The following is a 26,875-nucleotide window of genomic DNA, read 5'->3' as shown; positions in this document are numbered from 1 at the left end:
TCCTCCTTGACTTCGCTCTACAAGACACCCCGGCGCGCCGGTCCGGGGGTTGGCATGCGTGGCTGCGGTCGTTCAACTTCAGGGGCCCGTTTCGGCCAATTGCTGTAGCTCATCAGTGCCCGCTTTGAAGTAGGCTCTCGCGCTGATATCGATACTCGTTGCGTCTCATCGCCAGTGGCACCGGGGCGAATGCTTTCCTCAACGTGAGTCGCATTGCCCTGCCAAGAGGTTCCGTTCATCCTCGCGATACAAGGCCGGGCTAGCCGTTTCTGCCAAATCGGAGTAGGTTTCAGGTGCCCGCGAACCGTCAGGACGGAGCGCACATGAATGCATTGGCCCTGCCCACCTTCGATGATGTTGTCCAAGCCGCGAAGCGGCTGAGAGGCCACGCGAATGTCACGCCCGTCCTGACCTCCCGGACGGTTGACAGCGAGTTCTGTGCAAGCGTCTTCTTCAAGTGCGAGAACCTTCAAAGGATGGGGGCGTTCAAGTTCAGGGGTGCATTCAATGCGCTCTCACGGTTCGACTCAGAGCAGCGTCACCGTGGTGTTGTCGCATTCTCCTCCGGTAACCACGCACAGGCCATCGCCCTTTCGGCGCACCTGCTCGGCATGCCTGCCACCATTGTCATGCCGCACGACGCCCCGGCCGCCAAAGTGGCGGCGACCCGAGGCTACGGTGGCAAGGTTGTACTCTACGACCGCTACACCGAGGATCGCGAGCAAATTGGACGAGACCTCGCCCAGCGCGACGGTCTGGCCCTTATCCCGCCCTACGACCATCCTGATGTGATCACGGGTCAAGGAACAGCAGCCAAGGAATTGTTCGATGAGGTCGGTTCACTCGATGCGCTGTTTGTCTGCCTAGGCGGTGGCGGACTGCTTTCCGGGTCAGCCCTGTCTTCCCGAGCGCTCGCTCCAGGTTGCAAGGTCTATGGCGTCGAACCACAGGCCGGCAACGATGGCCAACAGTCGTTTCGCAGTGGCTCGATCGTCCACATCGACACGCCTCGTACCATTGCTGATGGAGCGCAAACCCAGCATCTGGGGCACTACACATTCCAGATCATCCAGCGCACGGTGGACGACGTGCTCACCGTTTCGGATGCGGAACTGGTTGATTGCATGCGATTTTTTGCCGCCCGCATGAAGCTCATCGTCGAACCGACGGGGTGCCTGGGCTTTGCTGCCGCGCGGGCCCGCCGATCTGAACTGGCAGGCAAACGGATCGGCATTCTGATCAGTGGCGGCAATGTTGACCTGGGACGGTTTGCCGAACTGCTCGACGAGTACCCGGAGGGTCGACCAGCGGCGGCAGCCTGATCGGCTCGGCTCCTCGACAAAGTGTCCAGCCAAGCGACACCGCTTTCAATGCCCATCGATGAACGCGCCCGCCCGTTATCACGACTTGATCGACTACCTGTCGTTTCTCGGTGCCAGGTTCGATATCGACGTGCCTCCGAGCCAGCAATGGCGAACAGGGGCAAGGTCCGGTGGTGGTGAGGCTGAAAGAATGCCGGTGATCGCAGCCGCCTCACTTTTGGTCAAACCGTTGCCGGGCGACATTTACGTGCTCGTAGTCGTTCCGGCCGGAAGAAGCCCAACCGATCGCGACCTGCAAGTGGAGTTCGGCCAGTTCCGGCGGGCCAGCCGAGATGAAGTGTTGACCATTTCTGCAGGCGTTGCGCTTGAAGCACTGCCTCCGTTCGGGTGGCCATACCTTCCGGGCGTCGCCAAAGTGGTAGTCGATCGTGAGATCGTCGAGGCACAGCTTGTCGTGTTCAATGCAGCGACGCTTGACCACAAGATGTTCATGACAGGACGTGAATTCAAGGCAGCACTAGGGGCATTCGAACCTCTCGGCGCTTCGTCGCCACTTGCATAAGCAGCCGAGTGCGCACTGGCAGGCGCCAGACCAATCAGCAGCGCAAGATGCCCGCTTGAATGTCGGCATTTCGGCGCCCTTGTGCGGATATGCGAAGTCAGCAGCGGGTCGAAACAAGTCCCTCACCCTGCTCTCAACCCTCGAAGCCAGCCCGAAACATCCAAAAAGACGCGACTCTGCAGCAGACCCGCCACAGAAGTCGCAAAAAAAAGCCCCGTCACGCCAAAGCGCAACGAGGCCACAGAGTCAGACGAGATCGATGACCTGCCCGTGGGCGTCACACACTCGCCACGAAGCAGCTGCGGCAGCCCGCGGCGGTCACTTGCGCAGGCCGGCGGCCTTGCTGTCTTTGACCCGCTCGACCCAGAAAGCCGCGTTGCGGATGCCCAGCGACTCGGGGTCGAAGCTGGGCTTGAGCTTGGCCTTCTTCTGGCGTTCGTAGTCTTTGAGCGCCAGCAGCGCCGGCTTCTGGATGATCAGGATGGCGACGATGTTGAGCCAGGCCATCAGGCCCACGCCGACGTCCCCCAGGTCCCAGGCCAGGCCGGCGCTCTTGACCGAGCCGTAGGTGACGGCCGCCATGATGGCCAGCTTCAGCACGAAGCTCAGCCACGGCCGGTGCACCTTGCGGTTGATGTAGGCGATGTTGGTCTCGGCCATGTAGTAGTACGCCACGATGGTGGTGAAGGCGAAGAAGAACAGCGCGATCGCCACGAACGAAGCCCCGAAGCCCGGCAGCATGGTCTCGACCGCGGCCTGGGTGTAGGCGGCCCCGGTTTCGACGCCGGGCAGGCCGTTGAACAGCATCTCGCCGCTGGGCGCCTTGACGTTGTACATGCCGGTGGACAGCAGCATGAAGGCCGTTGCCGAGCAGACGAACAGCGTGTCGATGTAGACCGAGAAGGCCTGCACGTAGCCCTGCTCGGCGGGGTGGTCCACCTCGGCCGCGGCGGCGGGGTGCGGGCCGGTGCCCTGGCCGGCTTCGTTCGAGTACACGCCGCGCTTGACGCCCCACTGCACCGCCATGCCCATGACCGCACCGAAGCCGGCCTCCAGGCCAAAGGCGCTCTTGAAGATCAGGGCGATCATGGCCGGCACCTGGCCGACGTTCAGCAACACGATGACCAGCGCCACCAGGATGTACGCCAGCGCCATGAACGGCACCACGATCTCGGCGAACAGCGCAATGCGCTTGACGCCGCCGAAGATGATGAAGCCCAGCAGCAGCACCATCACGGCGGCGCTCACGGCGGTGTCCACGCCCCAGGCGTTGGCCAGCCCCGAGGCGATGCTGTTGGCCTGCACGCCCGGCAGCAGCAGGCCGGTGGCGATGACGGTCGACACCGCGAAGATCCACGCGTACCACTTCTGGCCCATGCACTTCTCGATGTAGTAGGCCGGGCCGCCGCGGTACTGGCCGTTGTCGTCTTTTTCCTTGTAGATCTGGGCCAGCGTCGATTCGACGTAGGCGGTCGACGCGCCCAGGAAGGCCACCATCCACATCCAGAACACCGCCCCAGGGCCACCGAAGGTGATCGCGGTGGCGACGCCTGCGATGTTGCCCGTGCCCACCCGGCCCGACAGCGACATGGCCAGCGCCTGGAACGAGGACACCCCGGCCGCCGAGGACTTGTTGTTGAACATCAGCTTGATCATCTGCCCCAGGCCGCGCACCTGCATGAAGCGGGTGCGCAACGAGAAGTACAGCCCGACACCCAGGCACAGGTAGATCAGAGCGGGGCTCCAGATGACGCCGTTGAGGGCGCTGACGATTTCGGACACGGACATGGGGGGAGTCTCCTGTGGTGTGTTGTGAAATGAAAGGAAAGTCGGCCGCGCCGGATCTGGGCCCGGTGGCGGCCGTGCGCCCGGCGGGCGCGATGCAAAAGACGGTTGGAAAACGCCGGCGGACCGCTCAGGCGTAGCGGTCCAGGCCGAGGCCTTCCATGTCGATCTCGGGCGACTTGCCGCTGATGAGGTCGGCCATCACGCGGCCGGTGCCGGCGGCCATGGTCCAGCCCAGCGTGCCGTGACCGGTGCACAGCAGCAGGTTCTTCACGCGGCAGCTGCCGAGGATCGGCGTGCCATCGGGTGTCATTGGGCGCAGGCCGGTCCAGAACTCGGCGCGTTGCACATCGCCGCCGCGGGGGAACAGGTCGCCCACGACGAACTCCAGCGTCTTGCGCCGGCCGGCATCGAGGTTCAGGTCAAAGCCCGAGAGCTGCGCCGTGCCGCCCACGCGGATGCGGTCGCCCAGCCGCGTGACGGCCACCTTGTGCGTCTCGTCCATGATGGTGGACTCCGGCGCGGCCGCGGGGTCGGTGATCGGCACCGTGATCGAGAAACCTTTCACCGGGTACACCGGCAGGTGCAGGCCCAGCGGCGCGGCCAGGGCCGTCGAGTAGCTGCCGGTGGCCAGCACGCAGCGGTCGGCGGTCATCAGGCCGCGATCGGTCTGCACGCCGGTGAAGCGGTCGCCCGACTGCTCGATGTGCCGGATGTTCACGCCGAATTCGAAGCGCACCCCCAGGCCCTTGGCCATCTCGGCCAGGCGCTGGGTGAACAGGAAGCAGTCGCCGGTTTCGTCGCCCGGCAGGCGCAGCGCGCCCACGAACTTCTCTTTCACCTGGGCCAGCGCGGGCTCGTACTGCAGGTAACCCTCGCGGTCGAGCACCTGGAAGGGTACGCCGTACTGGCGCAGGATCTCGACGTCCTTGCCCACGCCCTCAAGCTGTTTCTGGGTGCGGAACAGCTGCAGCGTGCCCTGGGCGCGTTCGTCGTACCGGATGCCGGTCTCGCGCCGCAGGTCGACCAGGCAGTCCCGGCTGTACTCGGCCAGCCGCACCATGCGGGCCTTGTTGACGCGGTAGCGCGCCTCGGTGCAGTTGCGCAGCATCGACAGACCCCAGCGCCACATGGCCGGGTCCAGCATCGGCTTGATGACCAGCGGGCTGTGGTGCATCAGCATCCACTTGATCGCCTTGACGGGCACCCCCGGCCCGGCCCAGGGGGCCGAGTAGCCGGGCGAGACCTCGCCCGCGTTGGCGAAGCTGGTTTCGAGGGCCGGCGCGGGTTGCCGGTCAACGACCGTCACCTCGTGCCCGGCACGCGCCAGGTAATACGCGACCGACACGCCGATCACACCGCTGCCAAGAACCAGAACCTTCATGCCTTGAGCCCTCTTTTTTTCGTTCATGGGGAAACCCCGCCGTGGGGCTGTCTTGCAAGCCTTGTGCCACCACGCGGTGACGCGGCCAAGGCCATACAAATCAAGCCCTTGCGAGAGCAGGCACAGCCGGTCATCGCCTGATGCCGTATCGAAATCCATACACCACAAGGGGAGTCCGGTCTGCCCGCAATGGCAGCGCCTGCAGTGACCAGGCCCTCAAAACAGATTTCCATCGCCCCCCTACGGCCGTTACACTGCCGTCACGATTTCATTCCACCGTATCGATTCCCGTACACACCATGCGCCTGAAAATCGAGTTCGTCGACCGCCTCGGCATCGCCCAGGAGATCCTCGCCGTCCTGGCCGGCCGCGGCCTGGATGTGATCGCCGTCGAGGTCGACCCGCCGCACATCTACCTGGAAGCCCCGGCGCTGTTGCCGGCCGACCTGGCCGGCGTGGACGCCGCCGTGCAGGCCATCCCCGGCGTGCGGCAGGCCACCGAGGTGTCCATGCTGCCCGGCGCCCGCCGGCAGCTGTACCTCGACGCCTTGCTCGCGTCGCTGGCGGACCCGGTGCTGGCGGTCGACGCCCAGGGCCAGGTGGTCGTGGCCAACGCCGCGGCGGCCCAGGCCATCGGCCTGCGGGAGGACCAGCTCTCGGGCCTGTCGCTGCACGAACTGACCGGCGACGCGGGCCTGGCCGACACCCTGGTCTCGCACGACTACCGCCTGCCCGTGGGCGAGGTGCAGGTCGGCGGTCAGCCCTACCTGCTGGAGACGGTGGCGCTGCACGAATCCGGCGGACGGGTCGCCGGGGCCGTGCTGACGCTGCACGCGCCGCACCGCATCGGCGAGCGCCTGAGCGCGCTGCAGAACTACAGCGCGGGCGGCTTCGAGGCCATCCTGGGCCGGTCCACCGCGATCCGCAACCTCCGGCAGCGCGCCGCCCGCATGGCGCAGGTCGATGCGCCGCTGCTGATCCGCGGCGAGACGGGCACCGGCAAGGAGCTGGTCGCCCACGCCTGCCACGCCGGCAGCCGGCGGCACGGGCAGCCCTTCTTTGCACTGAACTGCGCCGCCCTGCCCGAGAGCCTGGCCGAGAGCGAGCTGTTCGGTTATGCGCCGGGCGCCTTCACGGGCGCGCTGCGCGGCGGCCGGCCCGGGCTGCTGGAGCTGGCCGACGGGGGCACCCTGTTCCTCGACGAGGTGGGCGAGATGTCGCCCTACCTGCAAGCCAAGCTGCTGCGCTTCCTGAACGACGGCAGCTTCCGGCGCGTGGGGGGCGAGCGCGAACTGAAAGCCGATGTCCGCATCATCAGCGCCACCCACCGTTCGCTGGAGGACATGGTGGAGAGCGGCGCCTTCCGGCAGGACCTGCTGTTCCGCCTGGACGTGCTGCAGGTCGTCGTGCCGCCGCTGCGCGAGCGCGCGGAGGACATCCTGCTGCTCGCGCAGGCCTTTCTGGAGCGCGCCTGCTCGCAGGCCGGCCGGCCACCGGTGCGCCTGAGCCGCGCCGCCACCGCCGCGCTGCAGTCCAACCCCTGGCGCGGCAACGTCCGGCAGCTGCAGAACGTGATCTTCCGAGCCGTCACGATGAGCGACGCCGCCGTCATCGACACCGACAACCTCGAACTGGCCGATGCGGCCACGGCCGCCCAGACGGTGCTCGACGAAGACAGCGTGACCCGCCTGGACGAGGCGGTTGCCGGCTATGAATGCGCGCTGCTGCAGCGGCTGTGGCCCAAGTACCCGTCGACCCGGCGACTGGCCGAGCGCCTGGGCACCTCACATTCCGCGATCGCGGCACGGCTGCGCAAGTACGGCATCTCGAACTGAACCTGCGCCCGGGGTCCGGCGCCTTTACTTGGCCGTCGGCATCACGAACTCGGCACCCTTGCCGATGCTTTCGGGCCAGCGCTGCATGATCGACTTCTGCTTCGTGTAGAAGCGCACGCCCTCTTCGCCATAGGCGTGCATGTCGCCGAACAGGCTCTTCTTCCAGCCACCGAAGCCGTGCCAGGCCATGGGCACCGGGATCGGTACGTTGATGCCGACCATGCCGACCTGGATGCGGCGGGCGAATTCGCGCGCCACGTGGCCGTCGCGGGTGAAGCAGCTGGTGCCGTTGCCGAACTCGTGGTCGTTGATCAGCTGCACGGCGGCGCCGAAGTCGGCCACGCGCACGCAGGACAGCACCGGGCCGAAGATCTCTTCCTTGTAGATGCGCATGTCGGTGGTCACGTTGTCGAACAGCGTGCCGCCCATCCAGAAGCCGCCTTCGCAACCTTCGCCGGTCTGCCTGGCGTCGAACTGGCGGCCGTCCACCAGCAGGTCGGCGCCCTGCATCACGCCAGCGTCGATGTAGCCGGTGATGCGTTCGTAGGCCGCGCGGGTCACGATGGGGCCCATCTCAGCGGCCAGGTTGGTGCCGTTGAGCACCTTCAGCGCCTTGGTGCGCTCGATCAGCTTGGGCATGATCTTCTCGGCCACGTCGCCCACCAGCACCGCCACGCTGATCGCCATGCAGCGCTCGCCGGCCGAGCCGTAGGCCGCGCCAATCAGCGCGTCCACCGCCTGGTCGAGGTCGGCGTCGGGCATCACCACCATGTGGTTCTTCGCGCCGCCCAGGGCCTGCACGCGCTTGCCGTGGTGGGCGCCGGTTTCGTAGATGTAGTTGGCGATGGGGGTGGAGCCGACGAAGCTGATCGCCCTGACGTCCGGGTGCACCAGCAGCGCGTCCACGGCTTCCTTGTCGCCCTGCACCACGTTGAACACGCCGTCCGGCAGACCGGCCTGCTTGAGCAGATCGGCCATGAACAGGCTGGCGCTGGGGTCGATGGGGCTGGGCTTCAAGATGAAGGTGTTGCCCGCGGCAATCGCCACCGGGAACATCCACATGGGCACCATGACCGGGAAGTTGAACGGCGTGATGCCGGCGACCACGCCCAGGGCCTGGCGGATGGTCCAGTTGTCCATGCCGGTGGAGACCTGGTCGGTGAAATCGCCCTTGAGCAGCTGGGGGATGCCGCAGGCGAATTCGACGATGTCGATGCCGCGCGCCACTTCGCCCTGCGCGTCGGTGAAGACCTTGCCGTGCTCGGCGGTGATCATGCGGGCCAGATCGTCCTTGTGCTGGTTCAGCAGTTCCAGGAACTTGAACATGACCCGCGCGCGGCGGATCGGCGGCGTGTCGGACCAGGCGGGGAAGGCGGCCTGCGCGGCGGCGACCGCCGCATCCACGTCGGCCGCGCTGGCCAGGGCCACACGCCCGGTGACGGCGCCGGTGGCGGGGTTGGTCACGTCCTGGCTGCGGCTGGCCGCGCCGGCGAAGCGGGCGCCACCGACGAAGTGCGGAATGTCGGTGACGGCGGGTTGGCGTGCGTTCATGGAATGTCTCCGGTGGATGAATGCATGCAGTCTAGGAACCGGGCGCTTTTGATACAAGACCGAAACCTTGAATTGATTGTTCAGTTTGGTGAACAATGAAGGCATGAACGAACAGAAAATTCATGAGCTGTGGGGCCACTTCCACTGGCTCAACGTGCTGGCCCAGCAGGGCAGCTACACGGCGGCGGCCGCGCGCCTGGGCGTGAGCAAGGCGGCGGTGAGCCAGCGCATGGCCGAGCTGGAGCGGCTGGCGGGGGTGGCGCTGGTGCAGCGCACCACCCGCAGCGTGCGCCTGACCGAGGCCGGCCAGCGCCTGGTGGACGACACGCGGGCCTCGTTCGAGCACATCGCCCAGTGCTTTGCCCAGGTGCGCGACGCGGCCGGCGCGCCGCGCGGCCTGCTGCGGGTGACGGCGCCGGTGGCCTTTGCGCGCCAGCAGCTGGTGCCGCGCCTGCCTGACTTTCTGCGCCAGTACCCCGAGGTGCGGCTGGAGCTGGACCTGGCCGACCGGCTCTCGTCGCTGGCGACCGAGGGCTTCGACCTCGCGATCCGCCACACGGCACACCCGCCCGACACCCACGTGGCCTGGACGCTGTGCGGCACCCGCTCGGTGCTGGTGGCCAGCCGCGCCTACCTGCGCAAGCACGGCATGCCCGAGTCGCCCGGCGACCTCACGCAGCACAACTGCCTGCACTACCCGCGCTCGCAGGACACGCCGGCCTGGACCCTGGAGCCGCTGCGCGCCCGGGCGGGCGCCGAGCGGGTGACGGTGCAGGTGTCCGGCTCGCTGGCGGCCAACAACAGCGAAGCCCTGCGCGACGCGGCGCTGGGCGGCCTGGGCATCGCGCTGCTGCCCGACTTCACCGCCCAGGCCAGTCTGCTGTCGGGCAAGCTGGTGCAGGTGCTGCCGGACTGGAAGCCGGTGGGCGGGTTCGCCGAGCAGCTCTACGCCATCCGCCCGTATTCGGCGCACGTGCCGCGCGCGGTCACGGTGTTCGTGGCCTATTTGCGGGAGGCGCTGGCGCCGGGCTTTGCCGAGGGGATTTGATCCGCCTCACGCCCGACGGACGTGGCCTTTTCCGACCCACCGGAAGGCAACAGGCGGACATTCCCCCACAAAAAAGCCCGGGCAGGCCCGGGCTTTTTTGTGGGGGAACGAAGTTCAGCCCAGCATGCGCGTGAGCGCTTCCTGGTACTTGGCCGAGGTCTTCTCGATCACCTCGCGCGGCAGGCGCGGTGCGGGCGGCGCTTTGTCCCAGGGCTGGCCATTAACCTTGGCGGTTTCCAGCCAGTCGCGCAGGAACTGCTTGTCGTAGCTGGGCGGGTTGCTGCCCACGGCGTACTGGTCGGCCGGCCAGTAGCGCGAGGAATCGGGCGTCAGCACCTCGTCCATCAGCACCACGGTGCCGTTTTTGTCCAGACCGAATTCGAACTTGGTGTCCGCGATGATGATGCCCTTCTTCAGCGCGATCTCGGCCGCGGCCTTGTACAACGCAATGGCCTTGTCGCGGATCTGCGCGGCGATGTCGGCGCCGACCATCTCGACCGTCTTCTCGAAGGTGATGTTCTCGTCGTGCTCGCCCATCTCGGCCTTGGCCGCCGGGGTGTAGATCGGCTCGGGCAGCTGGCTGGCGTTCTGCAGGCCTTCGGGCAGCGGCACGCCGCAGACCGAGCGGCTCTCCTGGTATTCCTTCCAGCCGCTGCCAGCCAGGTAGCCGCGCACCACGGCTTCGACCGGGATGGGCTTGAGGCGCTGCACCAGCATGGAACGGCCGGTGACCTGGGCCACCTCGTCGGCCGAGACCACGCTCTCGGGCGCGTCACCGGTCAGGTGGATGGGGCAGATGGCCAGGCCTTTGGGGCCGAGCTGGTCGAACCAGAACAGCGAGAGCTGGGTCAGCAGCGCGCCCTTGCCGGGGATGGGCTCGCCCATGATCACGTCGAAAGCGCTGATGCGGTCCGAGGCCACCATCAGGATGCGGTCGTCGCCCACGGCGTAGTTGTCACGCACCTTGCCGCGCGCGAGCAGCGGCAGGGACTTGAGGGCGGAGGTGTGCAGGGCGGTGGTCATGATCGGTCGCGGAAAAGGTGACAGCCAAGAAAAAAGCCCGGTGACCGAACAGTCAGCGGGCTTCGAACCATTCCGGCGAATTATCGCAGGTCGATCGTGGGATCAGACGATCCGGCGCCGGGCCGCCCCAAGCCGGATCAACCCCCATGGGGGGCAGCGACCCGCGCAGCGGCGGAGCGTGGGGGCTCAAACCACCTGTTGCGCCAGCACGCCCTGGGCGTACTGGGCGGCCATCACGCTGAGCGTCTGGCCCTTGATCTTGGCGCCTTGGCCTTCGCAACCGAATTCCAGGTAACGCGCCTTGCACACCGCCTTGGCGGCTTCGCGGGCGGGCTTGAGCCATTCGCGGGCGTCGAACTTCTCGGGGTTCTCGGCCAGGAACTTGCGCACCGCGCCGGTCATGGCCATGCGGATGTCGGTGTCGATGTTGATCTTGCGCACGCCGTGCTTGATGGCTTCCTGGATCTCGGCCACCGGCACGCCGTAGGTTTCCTTCATGGCGCCGCCGTACTGGTTGATGATGGCGCGCAGCTCCTGCGGCACGCTGGACGAACCGTGCATGACCAGGTGGGTGTTGGGGATGCGGGCGTGGATTTCCTTGACGCGGGAGATGGCCAGGATGTCGCCGGTGGGCGGGCGGCTGAACTTGTAGGCGCCGTGGCTGGTGCCGATGGCGATGGCCAGCGCGTCGAGCTGGGTGGCCTTGACGAACTGGGCGGCCTCTTCGGGGTCGGTCAGCATCTGGGAATGGTCCAGCTTGCCTTCGGCGCCGATGCCGTCTTCTTCGCCAGCGTCGCCGGTTTCCAGGTTGCCCAGGCAGCCGAGTTCACCTTCCACCGTCACGCCGGTCCTGTGGGCCAGTTCAACGACCTTGCGGGTCACGTCCACGTTGTAGTCGAAGCTGGCGGGGGTCTTGCCGTCTTCCATCAGCGAGCCGTCCATCATGACCGAGCCGAAGCCCAGACCGATGGCGCCTTCGCAGACCTTGAGGCTGGTGCCGTGATCCTGGTGCATGACCAGGGGGATGTGCGGGTACTGCTCGGCGGCGGCCTGGATCAGGTGCTTGATGAAGGCCTCGCCCGCGTACTTGCGGGCGCCAGCGCTGGCCTGCAGGATGACGGGCGCACCGACTTCGTCGGCCGCGGCCATGACGGCCTGCACCTGTTCGAGGTTGTTGACGTTGAAAGCCGGAATGCCGTAGCCGTTCGCCGCAGCGTGGTCGAGCAGTTCGCGCATGGAAACGAGAGCCATGAAAATCCCCTAGTCAAAGTTGGTAACCGGTCTGTAACTCGGGGAATTTTAAGACGACAGGCCTTGCCCGCGGATGACAAACGCGCTGCCGCAGAACCGGCTGTGCCAGGCCGCGAGCGGCATGCCCCTGCCGCACAGGCGGAGGGGCTTGGCAATCGGCGCATGTGTCTACGACTAGGGCACCCGTGGAACTGGCTTTGCCAGGCCACAGGGTGCGTCCCCCCCGGCCGCAGGCCAGAGGGGGGAAGCCGCACAGCGGCGCAGGGGGGCTACCTCTACCCGGCGCGGATGATCTTCAGCGTGTTCGTGCCGCCCGGCGTGCCCATTGGCTCGCCCACGGTGATGGCGTACACGTCGCCCGTGTGGATCACGCCGCGCGCTTTCAGATCGGCTTCGGCTTCGGCCAGCGCGGTGTCGCGGTCGGCGCTGGTGTCCACCAGCAGCGGGCGCACGTTGCGGTAGAGCGTCATCTTGCGCTGGCTGGCCAGCTTGGACGTGACCGCGAAGATGGGCATGCGCACATTGTGACGGCTCATCCACAGCGCGGTCGAACCCGACTCGGTCAGCGCCACGATGGCCTTGGCCTTGAGGTGGTGCGCGGTGAACAGCGCGCCCATGGCGATGGCCTGGTCGATGCGGGTGAAGGTCTCGTCGATGAAGTCGTCGTCCAGCGGGTCGTGGTCGGTCGTTTCGGCGGCCTGGCAGATGGCGGCCATCTGCTCCACCGTCTCCAGCGGGTACTTGCCGGCCGCGGTCTCGGCGCTGAGCATCACCGCGTCGGTGCCGTCCAGCACGGCGTTGGCCACGTCGCTCACCTCGGCGCGCGTGGGCACCGGGTTGACGATCATGGACTCCATCATCTGCGTGGCGGTGATGACCACCTTGTCCATCTGGCGTGCCAGCTTGATCATGTGCTTCTGCAAACCCGGCACCACGGCGTTGCCCACTTCCACCGCCAGGTCACCGCGCGCAACCATGATGCCGTCGGACACCTTGAGGATGTTGGCCAGCTCGGGGATCGCCTCGGCGCGCTCGATCTTGGCGATCAGGCCCGGCTTGTGGTTGTATTGCGCGGCGGCCATGTTGCACAGCTGGCGCGCCAGCTCCATGTCGGTCGCGTTCTTGGGAAAGCTCACCGCCACGTAGTCGGCCTGCAGGCTCATGGCGGTCTTGATGTCCTCCATGTCCTTGGCGGTCAGCGCCGGCGCGGTCAGGCCGCCGCCCTGCTTGTTGATGCCCTTGTTGTTGGACAGCTCGCCGCCGAGCTTGACGGTGGCGTGCACGGCGTCGCCGACCACCTTGTCCACCGTCATGACGATCAGGCCGTCGTTGAGCAGCAGGGTGTCGCCGGCCTTCACGTCGCGCGGCAGTTCCTTGTAGTCCAGGCCCACCCCGGTGAGGTCGCCCGGCTCGGTGCGCGAGGCGTCAAGCACGAAGGGCTGGCCCGGTTCGAGCATGACCTTGCCGTCGGCGAACTTGCCGACGCGGATCTTGGGCCCCTGCAGGTCGGCCATGATGCCGACCTCACGCCCGGCGCGCTTGGCCGCGGCGCGCACGAGGTTGGCGCGGTCGATGTGGTCCTGCGCCTTGCCGTGCGAGAAGTTCAGCCGCACGACGTTGACGCCGGCGCGGATCATGGCTTCGAGCAGGGCGGGATCGCTGGACGCGGGGCCGAGGGTGGCGACGATTTTGGTGGCGCGTTGGGGCATGTCGGGGGTCTCCGTCAGGGGGATGGAAGGTCTGGCGTTGTAATTTGGTTTCGCATTATGTTGGAAACTTGTTACCAGCGGGTTACCACCTGCCCCCAGCCAGACCGCACCGCTGTGTGCCGACAATAACGCTCATACGCGAACAATAAAGTTCGTCACCGCCTTCTTGCAATATGAGAAACAGACGGGTGGTACGGCCCCTCACAGAGCTCATCGCCCCGTAAGCCAGCAGAGGTCTCGCTGCTCCCATACAAGGGTCAGAACGAGGGTCGGATACCCACGGATCGCCCAGCTTTAGAGGCTTTAGAAGATGTGCCGGGCGCCGATAGTTCGATGTGTCCACGAAAACCGTCTTTGATGATCTGCCCCTGCCCAACATCCTTTCGTTGACATGCCAACGATTGATGACCCAGCTGCACGTTTTGTGCTTTTGGGCGCTCGTCCTGCTGGTCTTCGCAGGTACCGCACACGCCACCAACAGGCCGGCTGAGTGGACGCCGCACGACGAAGGCAATGCCCTGGTCAGCCAGCTTGCCTACTTTCGAGACCCGTCGGGGGCACTCAAGTTGACCGAGGCGCGTGCGCTGGCTGAAGCCAAACGCTTCACGCCTTGGCACTCGCAAAACGAGCTCAATTTCGGATTTGACACCGCGGCGTACTGGATACGCGTACCGCTGCAGGTCCGCCAGGCTTTCGCAGGCCACTGGGTACTTGAGGTTCTCAACACCCATCTGGATGAGCTGGATGTTTTCGTGGACGGCGAACCTGCTGTGATTACCGGATCCGCGCGTCCGTTTTCAAGCCGACCGCTGCCGCGTCCGTACTACACCTTCCCTCTGCAGCTCGACGGCAGTCAACAATGGGCTTACTTGCGGATTCGGTCTCAATACGCGCTATCGATGCCTATTCGAGTATCAAATGGGTCGGATTTTGAATTGCACCGACAACATATGACACTCGGACAGTTCATGTATTTTGGCGGAGTGGCGGCCCTGTTTTTCCTCAATGCCTGCATTTTTATTACAACACGCGACCGGCGATTTCTTTATTACCTGGCCTACATAGGGCTCTTCGGCTTGGGCATTTTCGCCGGCAACGGCTACGGCCGCGTATTCTTCTGGCAAGATGCCGCACGTTTTGACCAAATATCTCAGGGTGTTTTTTTGGGACTGGCCGCGATTGCGGCAATTCATTTCTCTCGGATTTTTCTGGAAACCCGAAGTTATTTGCAACGTCTCGATGGCGTGCTGGTGTCGTTGTCGGTCATTTTGGCGGCCAATGTGTGCCTGATGCTGGCTCATTTGAAGTGGACGGTGCCCGTCAAAATGGCCAACCAGGCTTTGTTTGGTTTGTCTCTGATTGTGGCCGCCGTCATTCTTTTTGCCTGTGTGACGGCGGCGCGTCAGCGCTGGGAGCGGGTGCGCATTTTCTTGTTCTCGTGGCAGGTCCTGTGGCTCGGGGTTGTTGTTGCCTCTTTGAGAGCGTTCAACATCATCCCGAGCAATGGATTTACCCAGTATGCCCTGCAGATATCGTCGGCCCTGGAAATGATCTTGCTTGCCTTTGCGATGGCTGATCTCATACGGCTAGAGATGCGGCAAAGGGACAAAGATCAGGCAGAGGCCATTGCTTTGCGCGGGCAAATCATTCACCTGATGACCCAGTCGGAGCGGACCCTGGAACTCCAGGTCAGCAACAGAACGCATGACTTGCAGGAAGCACTGCAACGGGAAAAGGAACTCAAGCAACGCTACGTCCGGTTTGGCTCGCTGATTGCTCATGAATTTCGAAATCCGCTGGCGGTCATCATGAGTCAGGTTGAAGTTGCACGCCGAGAATTGGTCACGGGAACACACCATCTTGAGCGTCGCTTGTCCAAGGTGTTACTTGCCACAGAGCAGCTGCGTCGTTTGTTTGAACAATGGTTCGAGAGCGACCGCATTTTGAACGGGGCTTATGGCGCGTTGCGCCAGGCACCCATTGACGTCAATGAATGGATCGCAAGCACGCTGGATCTGGCGAAACAAAAAGGCATGCGCTGTCGATATGCCGATCACGTGCCCGGGACACAGCCCCAGGCCGCTCTTGTCGTGCAAGGGGACCGTCATTTGGTGGATCTGGCCGTGTGGAACCTGATTGAGAACGCAGAAAAATACGCACCGGGTGGCGCATGGATCGAGCTGGGGTTGTCTTTCGATGTCGACAGCATCACCCTATCGGTGACCGACCAGGGCGCCGGCATCGATGACGATGCGGCCGAGCACATCTTTGATGAGTTTTACCGAGTCAACCAAGAAAGCCAGCATCGAGGACTCGGGCTGGGTCTGGCCATGGTGGCCAGAATCATGCAAATGCACCAGGGCAAGGCTGGCGTTGAAAGTTGGCCGCGCAGCGGCAGCCGCTTCTGGTTGCAATTTCCACGGAGACCGTCATGAACCCAACGTCAGACATTCGTGTATTGGTGATCGAAGACGAATCGGAGTTGGCGGATGCGGTTCAAAGTTATCTCAACCTGGACGGATATCTCACAGCATCGGTTGGGAGTCTTCAGGGGGCCAGTGCCTGGCTGCAACGGCAGCATGCGGATATCTTGCTGCTGGACCTTGGGCTACCCGACGGGGACGCACTGGACTGGTTGATGCAGCGCGGTGCGGTGCCAGAAACAGGCGTCATCATCACCACTGCGCGGGGAGAGGAAGCTGCCCGCATCCGGGGCTCTCAGGCCGGTGCTGATGCCTACTTGGTTAAGCCCGTCTCACTGCCCGAGCTGTCCTGTCTGATTGGCAACCTCGCACGCCGACTCACGCGTGTGAACACCAAGGGATGGATGCTGGACGCGATGAACTGGTCCTTGCTGTCGCCGGACGGTGTATCCATCGAGCTGACGAACAACGAGCGCAGTCTGATGCGCCGACTCGCCCAGACACCGGGGCAGCCCGTGTCACGCGACGAGATCGCCCGTGCGCTGGGTGTTCAGCCGCAGGCTTACGATGCCCGTCGGCTCGAAGTTCTTGTTCGGCGCTTGCGCAAAAAAGCCGACGCCTGCCTGGGCTACCCATTCCCGCTGCAGACAGCCCATCGAGTGGGGTATGCCTTCCTGGGCCCGATCGAGGCGGTGGGCCTATCCTCGCCAGCCCCGGCTTCTGTTCCCGTGCACCGTTGATCCCGTGCCGGGTTGCTGCCTGCTGAGTGGGTGATCGGTCTTCTTTTTTTGGTACAGAACGTGGATCCAAAGAGTGTTTGGCAGGTCGGGTGACCCCATCCAACGACGAGAATTTCGTTCAATTCATCGGACGCCAGCCCACAGACAATTCGTGAGCCGGGGTATTCGTTATCTGGTGTTTGCCACTGCCATCTGGCCTGATCAGGTAGATATCAAAATCACCATCGGCGTCGCTGGCGTAAGCGATCCAGGCGCCGTCGGGCGACCAGGCTGGCGTGATGTCACCTCGCATGCTCGGGAAAATACCGCCAGGCTCAAAAGCGGGGCTGGTGCCGGCATTGCGTGTGAGCTGGGTGAAGTCCGTGCCATCGACGTTGACGATAAAAATTTGCCCCACCCCGGCCACCACGTTGTTGAAGACAATTCGTGTGCCATCGGGCGACCAGCTGCGACTTTCTGCATTGTTCGCACCCTGGGTCAGCCGCCGAATGGGGATTCCGTTTGCCCGCATGAGGTACAGGTCCTGGTCAGCGTCTTCGTCGCGCAGGCGTTTTGCGTACAAGATGGTTTGGCCATCGGGCGCGTACTTCGGCCCCACATGTGACACCGGGTAATCGCTGAACGTGAGCTGCTGCAAGTCGGTACCGTCACGCGCCATCGTATAAATCTCAAAATTGCCATCGCGGTTGCTGGCGTAGGCAATTCGAGCAGCATCGGGTGAAAACGAGGGCACCATGCCCCACTCGTTTTCTGGTGTCAGTGATGTGGCTTTTTCAGTGGTGCCCTGTGCAAGCTGGATGCTGGAACCCATGGGTGTGACGCGAGAATAGGCCAACTGCTCACCCGTGCGGGCCCAGGTTCCGTGGGCATCGACAGCTTCCCCAAAAGTGATCTGTTGCTCACCCGTGCCATCGGTCTCAACCGTGAAGATGTTGGAACCATTGGGGGCGAACCGGGTGAACGAAACCATGGCATCTGCCATGGGCGCATGCGCCCCCCCGCAGCCGCTCAATGCGGCCAGCATGAGAAGGCTGCAGGCGACGGGTCGGTGATTTTTCATGGATGCGCGAACGGGCAATGAATCAACGGATTGCACATCCGGTGTTTTAAAATGGAAACACCATTTATTGACCATGTTTGTTCATCAAATAGCCCCGCGTCCAGGACAAGACGGTCGCACCAGCGGATTTGGTCGGGACCACTTTGACAAACGCATCGGGTGCATTGGCAAACAGTCCAGACGGGCCGTATGTCAGGGCATTGATGTAGGTTGCCGATGCGCACTGATTTCTGGAAAAGCCTTTGGTCAGGTCAAAATTGCTTTTGTCCGCGCACATGTCCTGGGTTTTTTCAGCCAGCAGCTCTGCCGAAATATCGCCCTCGTGAATGCCAAAGGTTTCATACGCATAGAAGGCGCTGTTTATGCCGTAAAAATGGCCGCTGCTGTTTTCGATTTGTGGGTCACCGAGTGACTCTATGGTGTTGGCAATGATGCTGTTGAACGTGTTTGAACACGCTTCAAAACGGTAAGCAGCGCTGGTTGCATCGCCACCCGCCGTTCTGAGCTTGACCACCGGCAACACGGTTTGCGGCGAAACCCTGATGTTGAGATCGCCTTTGTCCTCGGCGGTGGTCATGCCCATGGGGAAGCAGTCGGTACCACCGGTGTAAGCGTCTGGGTATCCGGCGGTGCGCATGGCTTTGCGTGCTTCATCTTGGCCCAGCCCCGGATAGGTTTTGCTGAACACAAAAAATATCTTGCCGCCAATGGTCACCGGATACACATGGTTGCCAGGTGCCGGGGTGGTGTGGGTGGGGTAGGTCACCTGAACAGAAGAGCCGCCCACTTCAACGACACCAACGGGGCTTTCCTGGGTAGTGAATGCGTGGCGGTATTTGTCGTTCAAATTGATCCAGCTCCACTTCCCCTCTTCGCTGTTGCCGTCGGTGGTTCGAACATCACCAACCGGAAATCCTTGATGCGTGATGTAAGTTTTAATGCCGTCGTAGAACTGAGCAATGTTCTCGTCGGTGTGGCTGCCGCCGTTTCTGATTTCTTCAGTTCGCATGCCGGCCGTTGCCAACACCTCCACGAGCACATCGCGTGGCGCCACCGACAATGCCTGGAGCTTGGGTTTGATCGCATTCAACAGCGGACCAATCACATAGGGGCCCACTTGGTCTGGCCCCATGTCCCCGGTAACGCCACCCTGGCCATTGATAAATTCATCGATGCCGTTTTCTGCGGCGTCGTATTCTTGCTCAAGCAAATGCTCAACAACGGGATAGCTGCCGGGGACAACCTTGTATAGGTACATTCGGGTGCCACTGCTGCCAGCATCCACAATGGCGGTGTAAATTGGTTGTTTTGATTCGCCTCCACAGCCCGTGCCGAGACAAGCAATGGCGCTCAATAAACCTGCATTAAACCAATTGCCCACCATGCAACTCCGAGGATCGAAATATTTGCCACAGGCAATCCTTTGCCGAGGCCTTTTCATCCTAGTCGATGCGGCTTGTCGTGATCAAGGGTTCTGCACCGACAAATTCCGACAATTCATGCGGGTCCAGCGCCACTGGAGCGGCGCTTGTGGGCGGTCATTTTTTTAGTTTGCGGATAGGTATTAATCCATACGTCTATTTGCCGAATGGATCGTTGCACACTGCTAACTATTTATGGCTACTTTCCTGCGATGATGGTTGAGGCGTTTAATTTAGGTCGGAATTTGTCGGAGTTTGTCGGAAAAAGTGCGCTTTGAAAGGGGGTGAAAAGCTAACCTACGGCGCATCTGAAGTAACCGAATGGCGAGGCCCAACAAGCCGCGCCTGAATCCGACAATGCTGCAAATGATGGTTCGCTGGCTGGGGGTGGGTTGTGTGGTGGCGGGCATGGCGGGGTGGGCCGTGGCCCAGGCGCAGGAGCGCGCCGTGGTCATCGTTTCTGGTGGAGCGGCCGTCAGCCCCTTCACCACGCCCAGCGCAGGGTGCGCCAAGGGGTTTGCAGCGGGCAGCACCGACGACCACCTGCGCCAGGCGCTGATCAAGGCCGGCTACGCGGTGTTCACCTCGCCTGCGCGGGTGGGGCCTGGTCCTATCGCTGCATTTGAGGGGGCGTACGGGTTCAGTGATTGCCCGACCGCGTTGCCTGCTTCCATGACCGTGGACTCTGTGGGAGAGATTGACGCTGCGGGTGTTCGTCTTGCGGCATTTTTTGAACACCTGCGCTCGGCGTACGGCGTGACCACGGTGGATGTGGTGGGGCACTCCATGGGCGGCCTTTTTTCGCGTGCTGCGTTTGGGGTACTCAAAGCCGCTGGTTCCAGCATTCGAGTTCGCTCGCTCACCACCATCGGCACCCCGTGGGAGGGGGCATTTCCCGCCGACGTCGCCAGGGGCGATCTCTCGCCCCTGGCTTGCCTGGGCGACGCCATGTGTCTGAAATCGGTGGACACGTTCAAGACCTGGGGCAACATGGCTGAGGGCGCAGCGCCGCAGGTCACCCGCGCCTACCTGACCGGCGCCGGTGGCTGGAACGAACGTCAAAAAGGCGTGCTCGATGATGTGCCCGTGACCCTGATTGCGGGTGACTACGCACAGGCCCCGTCGGCCCCTGCCAATGCCTCTGTATGGCCCAACGACGCGCTGGTGGCCGCCCGCAGCGCCCTGGCGCAAGGGGTGAGCGACGCGGTCTTGCCCCACCGCCGCTGCCTGACGCAAAACGGCGTGCACAGCATTTTCTACACCGACCTCATGGGGCTTGACCGCGGCTACGGCATCACCTTCGACCCGCGCACGGTGGCGGCGGTCCAGGCGGCCATTGAAGATGCGCCCACGTTTCGTTCGCGAAGCAACCGCGCGGGTTGTCCCGGCGTGATCAACTGAGGCATCGAGATGAGCAAGCGCCACGCAGCCTTGGGCGAGGTGCGAGAGCGTTTGCGGGACACCGCCGAAATGGTGGCCGACGAGCTGCGCGGCTGGGTGGCCGTGGTGATGCACTTTCGCTGGCTGCTGCTGGCCACGGTGGGGGGGGTGGTGTTTGTTGCGGCCGTTTTACGGCCTTGGCCACCTGCCAAGGCCTACCTGGCCACCGGGCAAGCGGGCAGCTCTTACACAAGGTTGGCCGAGCAGTTTGCGGCCATCTTTGCTCGACACGGCATCGAACTTGTGCTGCGCCCCACCGCCGGACTGGAAGAGGGCTGGGTTCGACTGCAGGACGACGCCGATCCCGTGAATGCCAGCTTTCTCACCGGTGGCGGCAAGGCGCCCGAGACTTACACCTCGCTCATGTCGATGGGCAGCGTGCAGTTTTCGCCACTGTGGATCTTCTACCGTGGCGAGGCCAACGCATTCAACAGCATCGTCGAGCTGCGGGACATGCGGCTGGCCATCGGGCTGCCAGGTTCCGCCACGCGCAACATTTTCGTCAAGCTCGCAGGCGCCCATGGCCTCGCCTACAAGGAGCGGCCCAACTTCTACGAGCTATCGCACGCGGCCGCCATCGATCGGTTGCGCCGAGGCGAACTCGACGCGGTGTTCATGGTCGACGGGATCGATTCACCCAACGTGCAAGCACTGCTGAACATGCCCGGCGTGCACATGCTGAACCTGGCCCTTGCCGAGGCCTACCTCAAACACCTGCCAGAGCTCAGCCAGGTGCGCATCCCCAGGGGCGCGCTGGACATCACGCGCGTGCTGCCCCCGCAAGACGTGGTGCTGCTGTCGTCCACCGTGAATTTGCTGGTGCAAGACGACATGCACCCTGCATTGCAATGGCTTTTTCTGCTGGCCGCGCGCGAGGTGGGTCAGGGTCGAAATCAATTTTTTGCCAACCCGGGCGGCTTTCCTGCCGATCTGGACCAAACCGTCAGCCTCAGCCCCGTCGCGCGCCGCTACTTTGACCAGGGCATCCCGGCTGTCTTTGCCCATCTCCCGCTGCACTGGGCGGCGTTGTTTGACCGCATCTGGCTTTTAGCCTTGTGGCTGATGGCCGTGGCCATTCCTGCGTGGATGGGTGCCCGGTCGCTGAGGCAGTCTCTGGCCGACAGCGTGCTCGACAACCTCAACGAACAGCTGCTCGGGATAGAGCAACACCTGGACGCATTGGGGCCAGCGCACGCCACACCCGATGTGACCGAGCGCCTGCAACGTTTGAAAAAGCAGGCCGATGGCGCCTGGTTCCCCAACGCCAGTGACCACATGAGCCTGTTGCGCAACATCCGATCGGTCGAAAGCCGCCTGGCACCGCACGCGTCCAACCCCACCCAACCCGCTGCACCGCCATCGGTCAACGCAGCACCCGCTATTGTTTTTAAGGAGTCTGTATGACATCAGCACCGCATGTCCCTGGCCGCTTCGTGCGACCGCTCACCCCGGTCCCGGCTGTCCTGCTGAAACTGGGCACAGCCCTGGCCTTGTGCCTGGGCCTGGCTGCCTGCGGTGGCGGCAGTGTCGAGCAAACGCGCGTCGCCCAAGCCCGCTTCTCTGGCATGGAAGCACTCGACGTCAGCCGCATCAGCGTGCTTGACCAGAACGGCGCAGAGCTTTACGCACAAAGTCTGAACTGTGCAACGCAGGCAAGCTGCCGCATGACGCTGCTCAACTACAGCCCACCCGAGCAGCTGAGTTTCAAGCTCTACAACGCCGATGCCCAGCTGGTGTCGGTGAGCGACGTCTACCGCACCGACCGCAACAGCTTCGCGCTGTCGAACTCCGACACCATGCTCGGAACCTACCTGTTTCGCACCTACGCGGCGCGCTACGCGGTGTCTCCGCAGCAGCTGAGCGTGCAACTGGCCACGTTTTTTCAAGCCGTTGAAAACCTCGACGGGACGCCCGATCACTTCAACGAACTGGGGCGGCTGTACCAGACCGTGCGTCAAGACCCCGAGCTTGCTTATGGCGAGCTGGCGTTCTACGCCGAACTGAAAAAGCGGCTGGACAAGCACGAAGTGCTGCGGCCAGACTACATGCGTGCTGACGACGACGAGCCCGCCCAAACCGCCAGTCTTGACCGCGTCATGGCGGCGGCCAGCACCGACACACAGGCCAGTTGTCCCGGGTGGCTCCAAGCCATCACCGAAGTGGCCAGCGACTACGGCAAGTTCATCCCCTACGTGGGGGAGGGCGTGGGCAAGTTCATGGGCAAGGCCTTGAGCGCTTCAGCCGGCGCGGCATGTGACCAGTCCGACAAGATGGTCGAACAGCTCACCGAGATCAACGACAAGCTGGACGAAATACAAGAGCAACTGCACGAACTCGATGCCAAGGTGGTGGCACTGGGCTACCGCATCGAAGAGCTGCAAAAAGCGGTGTACGACTCGATCCAGAACACGGCGCTGGGGCGCTTCTACGACGACTACAACAAGATCGTGTCGTACACCAGCACCTACCACAACATGCTCAATCCGCTCGGAAAGGTGCCCTATAAGAACCTGAGCGACTACGTGCAGCAAAACGGAGGGCTCAAACAAAGCAAGTTTGGCAGTGAAACCGCTCTGTATGCGCTGCTGCGCAACGTGGCAGCCCAGAACCAGTCGTTCAAAGGTTTGGCGTTGAAGTCCAACCTGGATTCGCTGGCCAACGCTTTCCGTCTGAAATGCGAAAAGACGGCCGACATGTCGGGCAACGTGGCGGAACAGCGGGGCATGTGCAACCTGCTGCTGGCCACCATCACCGCCCAATTCAGCGAAGCACAGAACCAGCTGGCGCTGCTGATGAAAGATGAAGTGGCCATGGTGCACCAGCAGTACCTGGCGGCCAGCAGCAGCGACAAGACCTGGATTGAAATGACCTTCGTCTCGCCATTCGTCGCCGGCTGGGACAGTGCGCAAACGGAAGTCAACAGCACGCTCAAAACCAACCTGGCGCAATTTGGCAGTGCCCTGGGCAACAGCTTCGTGCCCGTGCTCCAGGACTTGCCGACCAACGTCAATGCCGGCCTTTCGTTCACCGCCAGCTGCCGCTCAGAAGACGAGACCCAGCCCGCCATCAGCGCCTGGTTTCCCAACGACGAAAAGCCATATGCCGTGGTGCATTGCTACAACGCGGGCCGCATGGTGAAGTCCAAGTTCTATTACACAGCCGACGATCCGTGGGAGTCGTACAAGAACATTCTGGGGGTTCCGGTGGTGGCACGCACCAACGACAAGTTCACAGATCGGAGCACGACGTGGATTCAAACCGGCCCAGATGCTGTTTATTACTCGCCCCCGCCTCCTGATGCAGCGCAACACGGGCTGGCCGCCAAGGTGGATCCCAAAATGTTCGCCGTCAACAATCACCCCATTTGGCCCAAATGGATCATGGAGCCGGACGCGACTTATACGTACAAAGAGTTTTGCTATGACACGTATTGCAAGGTTGCCGAAGGCGAGGGAACAAGGTACCTCATGAAAAAGCTCAAGTCGGTCGACGGCTTCGACTATTTCACATCGCGTTTTGACGAGTCAAAAACCTACGACAGCACCAATGACTACATAGCGGCCACCGTCGCCTATACGGTTCCAGCAGGCAAAGGCGATGAGAGCGGCACCACGCTCGTTTGGCAGGTGGAACTAAGAGATGATCTTGCCCACAACTACAACAATTACCCTCACCCCTATCAGTCCCAATGGCGATTGCGCTGTCTGACCGCAGACTGTTCAGCTTCGGGTGACCATCTGGTGTTTGAGAACAACGGTCAGGCGGGTCGCATCACCCTCGAAGGTCCGAAGGACAGCTGGAAGTCGTTCGTTGTCAGAAGCTATTGAATGGGCCCCAAACAATCCCCGGAATCCACACAAACACAGGATTCCGGGGTGATCGCCAATAACCCGAACGCCCCGTTCGATTTCCAATAGGCCCCCCCTTATTCATGGGGGCCCTCAACCGCGCGAAACCGCTTGCGCGCGCCCTAAGCCACGGCCGGGCCGCTGCGCAGCGGCCCGTCGCTGGGCGCGCGGCTGAGGTCGTTGTTCTGCGTCACCAGCACGTGCAGCAGGCGCATGAATTCGCTGCGCTGGCGCGGCGTGAGCGGCGCCAGGATCTGTTCCTGCGCGCGCAGCATGGCCGGCAGCGTGTCGCGCAGGCCCTGCTCGCCGGGCGGCAGCAGGAACAGCTGGCGCGCGCGCCGGTCTTCGGGCGACATGCGCCGCTCCAACCAGCCCCGGGCTTCGAGCCGGTCGACCACGCCGCCGGTGGTGGACGCGTCCAGCGCAATGGCCCGCGCCAGCGTGCGCTGGTCGATGCCCGGCTGGTTGTGCACCACCTGCAGCGCGGCGTACTGCACCGGCGTCACACCCGGTTCGCTCGTTTCCTGCAGGAAGATGCCGACCGAGATCTGGTGCAGGCGGCGGATCATGTGACCGGGTTGCAGATCGATGTCGATGGCGGTGGATGCGGCGGAGTCCATGGCGGTACAGGAAAGTGTTGACCCAGTTTAGCAGCACCCTTATCATGAGTATGCTGATTATTTTCGTGCGAACCTTTTCCCACCCGACACGCCGCCCCCGCCGCACCGAAGACCAGAGGAGACACCCCATGAGCCACGAACTCGGCCGCCTGGAAGACCTGCCGCAGGACTACCGCGACGACCTGAAACACCTGAACCTGGTGCCGCTGTGGCCCAGCCTGCGCGCCGTGCTGCCGCCGGGCACGCCCACGCGCGCCACGCAGGCCATCCACTGGCCCTACGCCACGCTCAAGCCGCTGTTGCTGAAAGCCGGCGAGCTCACGCCGATCGAGAAAGCCGAGCGCCGCGTGCTGGTGCTGGCCAACCCCGGCCATGGCCTGGAGAACATGAAGGCCAGCCCCGCCATCTACCTGGGCATGCAGCTGCTGCTGCCGGGCGAGTGGGCGCCCAGCCACCGCCACACGCCCAACGCGGTGCGCATGATCGTGGAAGGCGAAGGCGCGTACACCACGGTCAACGGCGAGAAGTGCCCGATGCGCCGCGGCGATTTGATCTTGACGCCGACCGGGCTGTGGCACGAACACGGCCACGACGGCAGCGACCCGGTGGTGTGGCTGGACGTGCTGGACCTGCCGCTGGTCTATTACATGGAGGCGAGTTACCACATCAACGGCGCGCGCCAGACCGTCAACCAAGGCAGCGGCGACCGCGCCTGGACCCGCGCCGGTGTGGTGCCGACACACGTTTTCAACCGCAGCGACAAGCGTTACCCCATGCTGCGCTACCCCTGGGTGGACACGCGCGCCGCGCTCGTGGCGATGGCCACCAACCAGCCCGCGTTGGACTGTGTGCAGGTCACCTACGTGAACCCCGAAACCGGCGGCGACGCGCAGAACATCCTGGGCTTCTACGCGCTCATGCTCAAGCCCGGCCAGACGCTGGCGCTGCCCGCGCGTTCGCCCGCGCAGGTGTTCCACCTGATCGAGGGCGGCGTGGACGTGTCCACCTGCGGCAAACGCTTCGGCCTGGTCGAGGCCGACACCTGCTGCGCCCCCGGCTACGAACCCGTGGCACTGACGAACCGCTCGACCGAACAGCCCGCCTTCGTCTTCATCGCCGACGAATCGCCGCTGCACCGCAAGCTGGGCGTCTACGAGACGAGATAGCCCACCCCCGCGCCGCGCTTCGCGCCTCACCCCCTCAAGGGGGCAACACCAGCGGCCCGGCACAGCCGGTTCCGCGGTGTTTCTGGTTCTAGACACGGCGCTCCGACTTCTTTTTCCTTCTCACCATGACCCAGTACCTCTTCCCCCCACCCGCCATCCAGTCCCTGCCCATCCGTGGCAAGACGGAGCGCTTTCCGATCAACCGCATCTTCTGCGTCGGCCGCAACTACCACGCGCACGCCGTCGAGATGGGCCGCCCGGTCGACAAAAGTGCCGAGCGCCCGTTTTACTTCACCAAGTCACCGCAGACCCTGGTGCACAGCGGCGCGACCGTGGCCTACCCGCCCGGCACGAACAACTACCACTTTGAAATGGAGCTGGTGCTGGCCATCGACCAGCCCGGTTTTCGCGTCAGCGCGGACCAGGCGCATGAGGTGGTCTACGGCTACGCGGCCGGCCTGGACATGACGCGCCGCGACCTGCAGCTGGCGGCGCGCGACAAGGGCCGTCCCTGGGACCTCGGCAAGGACATCGAAGAAGGCGCGGTCTGTTCCGAGATCGTGCCGATGGCCGGCGTGGTGATCGACCGTGGCGCGATCGCGCTCGAAGTCAACGGCGCCACCCAACAGTCGTCCGACGTGGACAAGCTGATCTGGAACATCCGCGAAATCATCGCCGACCTGTCCC

Annotated in this window: 20 protein-coding genes; 11 read left to right on the top strand and 9 right to left on the bottom strand. The window is 63.6% G+C overall.

The genetic code is table 11. From position 1 onward, the window contains the following. Positions 1 to 323: 323 nt before the first annotated feature. Positions 324 to 1,322, top strand: a complete 999-nt coding sequence (locus RMP09_RS13935) for a threo-3-hydroxy-L-aspartate ammonia-lyase (protein WP_310566580.1) — start codon at positions 324 to 326, stop codon at positions 1,320 to 1,322. A 58-nt stretch (positions 1,323 to 1,380) separates the two neighbouring features. Next, positions 1,381 to 1,884, top strand: a complete 504-nt coding sequence (locus RMP09_RS13930) for a YbaK/EbsC family protein (RefSeq protein WP_310566579.1) — start codon at positions 1,381 to 1,383, stop codon at positions 1,882 to 1,884. 318 nt (positions 1,885 to 2,202) lie between these two features. Here the strand turns inward: RMP09_RS13930 and RMP09_RS13925 are convergent, their stop codons facing one another. Both RMP09_RS13925 and RMP09_RS13920 read right to left on the bottom strand, forming a co-directional pair. After that, positions 2,203 to 3,672, bottom strand: a complete 1,470-nt coding sequence (locus tag RMP09_RS13925) for an alanine/glycine:cation symporter family protein (RefSeq protein WP_409559730.1) — start codon at positions 3,670 to 3,672, stop codon at positions 2,203 to 2,205. Positions 3,673 to 3,799: 127 nt separating this feature from the next. Continuing rightward, a complete protein-coding gene (locus RMP09_RS13920; protein ID WP_310566578.1) occupies positions 3,800 to 5,053 on the bottom strand; it encodes a D-amino acid dehydrogenase in 1,254 nt (417 codons plus the stop codon). 299 nt (positions 5,054 to 5,352) lie between these two features. On the opposite strand from RMP09_RS13920, the gene RMP09_RS13915 reads away from it, so the two are divergent. Then, positions 5,353 to 6,888, top strand: a complete 1,536-nt coding sequence (locus RMP09_RS13915) for a sigma 54-interacting transcriptional regulator (RefSeq protein ID WP_310566577.1) — start codon at positions 5,353 to 5,355, stop codon at positions 6,886 to 6,888. A 24-nt stretch (positions 6,889 to 6,912) separates the two neighbouring features. On the opposite strand, the gene RMP09_RS13910 is transcribed toward RMP09_RS13915, so the two are convergent. After that, positions 6,913 to 8,439, bottom strand: coding sequence for a CoA-acylating methylmalonate-semialdehyde dehydrogenase (locus RMP09_RS13910; RefSeq protein ID WP_310566576.1), 1,527 nt, complete (start codon positions 8,437 to 8,439; stop codon positions 6,913 to 6,915). Positions 8,440 to 8,542: 103 nt separating this feature from the next. On the opposite strand from RMP09_RS13910, the gene RMP09_RS13905 reads away from it, so the two are divergent. Beyond that, entirely contained in the window at positions 8,543 to 9,487 is a 945-nt protein-coding gene (locus tag RMP09_RS13905; protein WP_310566575.1) for a LysR family transcriptional regulator, read from the top strand. A 114-nt stretch (positions 9,488 to 9,601) separates the two neighbouring features. Here RMP09_RS13905 and RMP09_RS13900 read toward each other — a convergent pair whose 3' ends face one another. The 3 genes from RMP09_RS13900 to pyk form a co-directional block, all read right to left on the bottom strand. Then, on the bottom strand, positions 9,602 to 10,510 hold the full coding sequence (locus tag RMP09_RS13900) for a phosphoribosylaminoimidazolesuccinocarboxamide synthase (RefSeq protein ID WP_310566574.1): 909 nt from the start codon (positions 10,508 to 10,510) through the stop codon (positions 9,602 to 9,604). Positions 10,511 to 10,696: 186 nt separating this feature from the next. Then, positions 10,697 to 11,761, bottom strand: a complete 1,065-nt coding sequence (fba, locus tag RMP09_RS13895) for a class II fructose-bisphosphate aldolase (protein WP_310566573.1) — start codon at positions 11,759 to 11,761, stop codon at positions 10,697 to 10,699. 275 nt (positions 11,762 to 12,036) lie between these two features. Continuing rightward, the gene (gene pyk, locus RMP09_RS13890) at positions 12,037 to 13,470 is read right to left on the bottom strand and encodes a pyruvate kinase (protein WP_310566572.1); all 1,434 of its coding nucleotides are present in this window, start codon (positions 13,468 to 13,470) and stop codon (positions 12,037 to 12,039) included. Between the two features lie 404 nt (positions 13,471 to 13,874). On the opposite strand from pyk, the gene RMP09_RS13885 reads away from it, so the two are divergent. Next, positions 13,875 to 15,905 (top strand): sensor histidine kinase, encoded by a 2,031-nt coding sequence (locus RMP09_RS13885; protein ID WP_310566571.1) that lies wholly within the window; start codon positions 13,875 to 13,877, stop codon positions 15,903 to 15,905. After that, entirely contained in the window at positions 15,902 to 16,633 is a 732-nt protein-coding gene (locus tag RMP09_RS13880) for a response regulator transcription factor (protein WP_310566570.1), read from the top strand. The genes RMP09_RS13885 and RMP09_RS13880 overlap by 4 nt, the downstream gene beginning before the upstream one ends. Before the next feature lie 118 nt (positions 16,634 to 16,751). On the opposite strand, the gene RMP09_RS13875 is transcribed toward RMP09_RS13880, so the two are convergent. After that, positions 16,752 to 17,768 carry a hypothetical protein gene (locus tag RMP09_RS13875; RefSeq protein WP_310566569.1) on the bottom strand — a complete coding sequence of 339 codons (1,017 nt, stop codon included), beginning with the start codon at positions 17,766 to 17,768 and terminating at the stop codon, positions 16,752 to 16,754. Then, the gene (locus RMP09_RS13870) at positions 17,758 to 19,047 is read right to left on the bottom strand and encodes a hypothetical protein (protein WP_310566568.1); all 1,290 of its coding nucleotides are present in this window, start codon (positions 19,045 to 19,047) and stop codon (positions 17,758 to 17,760) included. Before RMP09_RS13870 ends, RMP09_RS13875 begins: the two co-directional genes overlap by 11 nt. A gap of 490 nt (positions 19,048 to 19,537) precedes the next feature. Here RMP09_RS13870 and RMP09_RS13865 point away from each other — a divergent pair, with 490 nt between their 5' ends. From RMP09_RS13865 to RMP09_RS13855, 3 genes are read left to right on the top strand one after another with little or no spacing between them, the layout of a single operon-like run. Then, a complete protein-coding gene (locus RMP09_RS13865) occupies positions 19,538 to 20,515 on the top strand; it encodes an alpha/beta fold hydrolase (RefSeq protein ID WP_310566567.1) in 978 nt (325 codons plus the stop codon). Positions 20,516 to 20,524: 9 nt separating this feature from the next. Beyond that, on the top strand, positions 20,525 to 21,958 hold the full coding sequence (locus RMP09_RS13860) for a TAXI family TRAP transporter solute-binding subunit (protein WP_310566566.1): 1,434 nt from the start codon (positions 20,525 to 20,527) through the stop codon (positions 21,956 to 21,958). Beyond that, on the top strand, positions 21,955 to 24,381 hold the full coding sequence (locus RMP09_RS13855) for a hypothetical protein (RefSeq protein ID WP_310566565.1): 2,427 nt from the start codon (positions 21,955 to 21,957) through the stop codon (positions 24,379 to 24,381). The genes RMP09_RS13860 and RMP09_RS13855 overlap by 4 nt, the downstream gene beginning before the upstream one ends. Before the next feature lie 143 nt (positions 24,382 to 24,524). Here RMP09_RS13855 and RMP09_RS13850 read toward each other — a convergent pair whose 3' ends face one another. Further along, the gene (locus RMP09_RS13850) at positions 24,525 to 25,022 is read right to left on the bottom strand and encodes a MarR family transcriptional regulator (protein ID WP_310566564.1); all 498 of its coding nucleotides are present in this window, start codon (positions 25,020 to 25,022) and stop codon (positions 24,525 to 24,527) included. Positions 25,023 to 25,150: 128 nt separating this feature from the next. Between RMP09_RS13850 and RMP09_RS13845 the strand changes: the two genes are divergently transcribed. Further along, positions 25,151 to 26,188, top strand: coding sequence for a cupin domain-containing protein (locus RMP09_RS13845; protein ID WP_310566563.1), 1,038 nt, complete (start codon positions 25,151 to 25,153; stop codon positions 26,186 to 26,188). A gap of 125 nt (positions 26,189 to 26,313) precedes the next feature. After that, positions 26,314 to 26,875 (top strand): fumarylacetoacetate hydrolase family protein (locus RMP09_RS13840; RefSeq protein ID WP_310566562.1); only part of this gene is annotated, 562 nt, incomplete at its 3' end.

This window comes from Hydrogenophaga sp., assembly GCF_031426985.1.
GTDB lineage: Bacteria > Pseudomonadota > Gammaproteobacteria > Burkholderiales > Burkholderiaceae_C > Hydrogenophaga.
Note: the sequence above shows the minus strand (reverse complement) of the source record. Positions and strands in the feature narration are given on the sequence as shown.

Excerpts from the sequence above, each read along its gene's own strand:
- RMP09_RS13875 (WP_310566569.1), bottom strand. The coding sequence starts at position 17,768 with ATGGTCAATAAATGGTGTTTCCATTTTAAAACACCGGATGTGCAATCC.
- RMP09_RS13905 (WP_310566575.1), top strand. The coding sequence starts at position 8,543 with ATGAACGAACAGAAAATTCATGAGCTGTGGGGCCACTTCCACTGGCTC.
- fba (WP_310566573.1), bottom strand. The coding sequence starts at position 11,761 with ATGGCTCTCGTTTCCATGCGCGAACTGCTCGACCACGCTGCGGCGAAC.
- RMP09_RS13935 (WP_310566580.1), top strand. The coding sequence starts at position 324 with ATGAATGCATTGGCCCTGCCCACCTTCGATGATGTTGTCCAAGCCGCG.
- RMP09_RS13930 (WP_310566579.1), top strand. The coding sequence starts at position 1,381 with ATGAACGCGCCCGCCCGTTATCACGACTTGATCGACTACCTGTCGTTT.
- RMP09_RS13860 (WP_310566566.1), top strand. The coding sequence starts at position 20,525 with ATGAGCAAGCGCCACGCAGCCTTGGGCGAGGTGCGAGAGCGTTTGCGG.
- RMP09_RS13845 (WP_310566563.1), top strand. The coding sequence starts at position 25,151 with ATGAGCCACGAACTCGGCCGCCTGGAAGACCTGCCGCAGGACTACCGC.
- RMP09_RS13910 (WP_310566576.1), bottom strand. The coding sequence starts at position 8,439 with ATGAACGCACGCCAACCCGCCGTCACCGACATTCCGCACTTCGTCGGT.
- RMP09_RS13885 (WP_310566571.1), top strand. The coding sequence starts at position 13,875 with ATGACCCAGCTGCACGTTTTGTGCTTTTGGGCGCTCGTCCTGCTGGTC.
- RMP09_RS13855 (WP_310566565.1), top strand. The coding sequence starts at position 21,955 with ATGACATCAGCACCGCATGTCCCTGGCCGCTTCGTGCGACCGCTCACC.
- RMP09_RS13920 (WP_310566578.1), bottom strand. The coding sequence starts at position 5,053 with ATGAAGGTTCTGGTTCTTGGCAGCGGTGTGATCGGCGTGTCGGTCGCG.
- RMP09_RS13915 (WP_310566577.1), top strand. The coding sequence starts at position 5,353 with ATGCGCCTGAAAATCGAGTTCGTCGACCGCCTCGGCATCGCCCAGGAG.
- RMP09_RS13900 (WP_310566574.1), bottom strand. The coding sequence starts at position 10,510 with ATGACCACCGCCCTGCACACCTCCGCCCTCAAGTCCCTGCCGCTGCTC.
- RMP09_RS13925 (WP_409559730.1), bottom strand. The coding sequence starts at position 3,672 with ATGTCCGTGTCCGAAATCGTCAGCGCCCTCAACGGCGTCATCTGGAGC.
- pyk (WP_310566572.1), bottom strand. The coding sequence starts at position 13,470 with ATGCCCCAACGCGCCACCAAAATCGTCGCCACCCTCGGCCCCGCGTCC.
- RMP09_RS13850 (WP_310566564.1), bottom strand. The coding sequence starts at position 25,022 with ATGGACTCCGCCGCATCCACCGCCATCGACATCGATCTGCAACCCGGT.
- RMP09_RS13880 (WP_310566570.1), top strand. The coding sequence starts at position 15,902 with ATGAACCCAACGTCAGACATTCGTGTATTGGTGATCGAAGACGAATCG.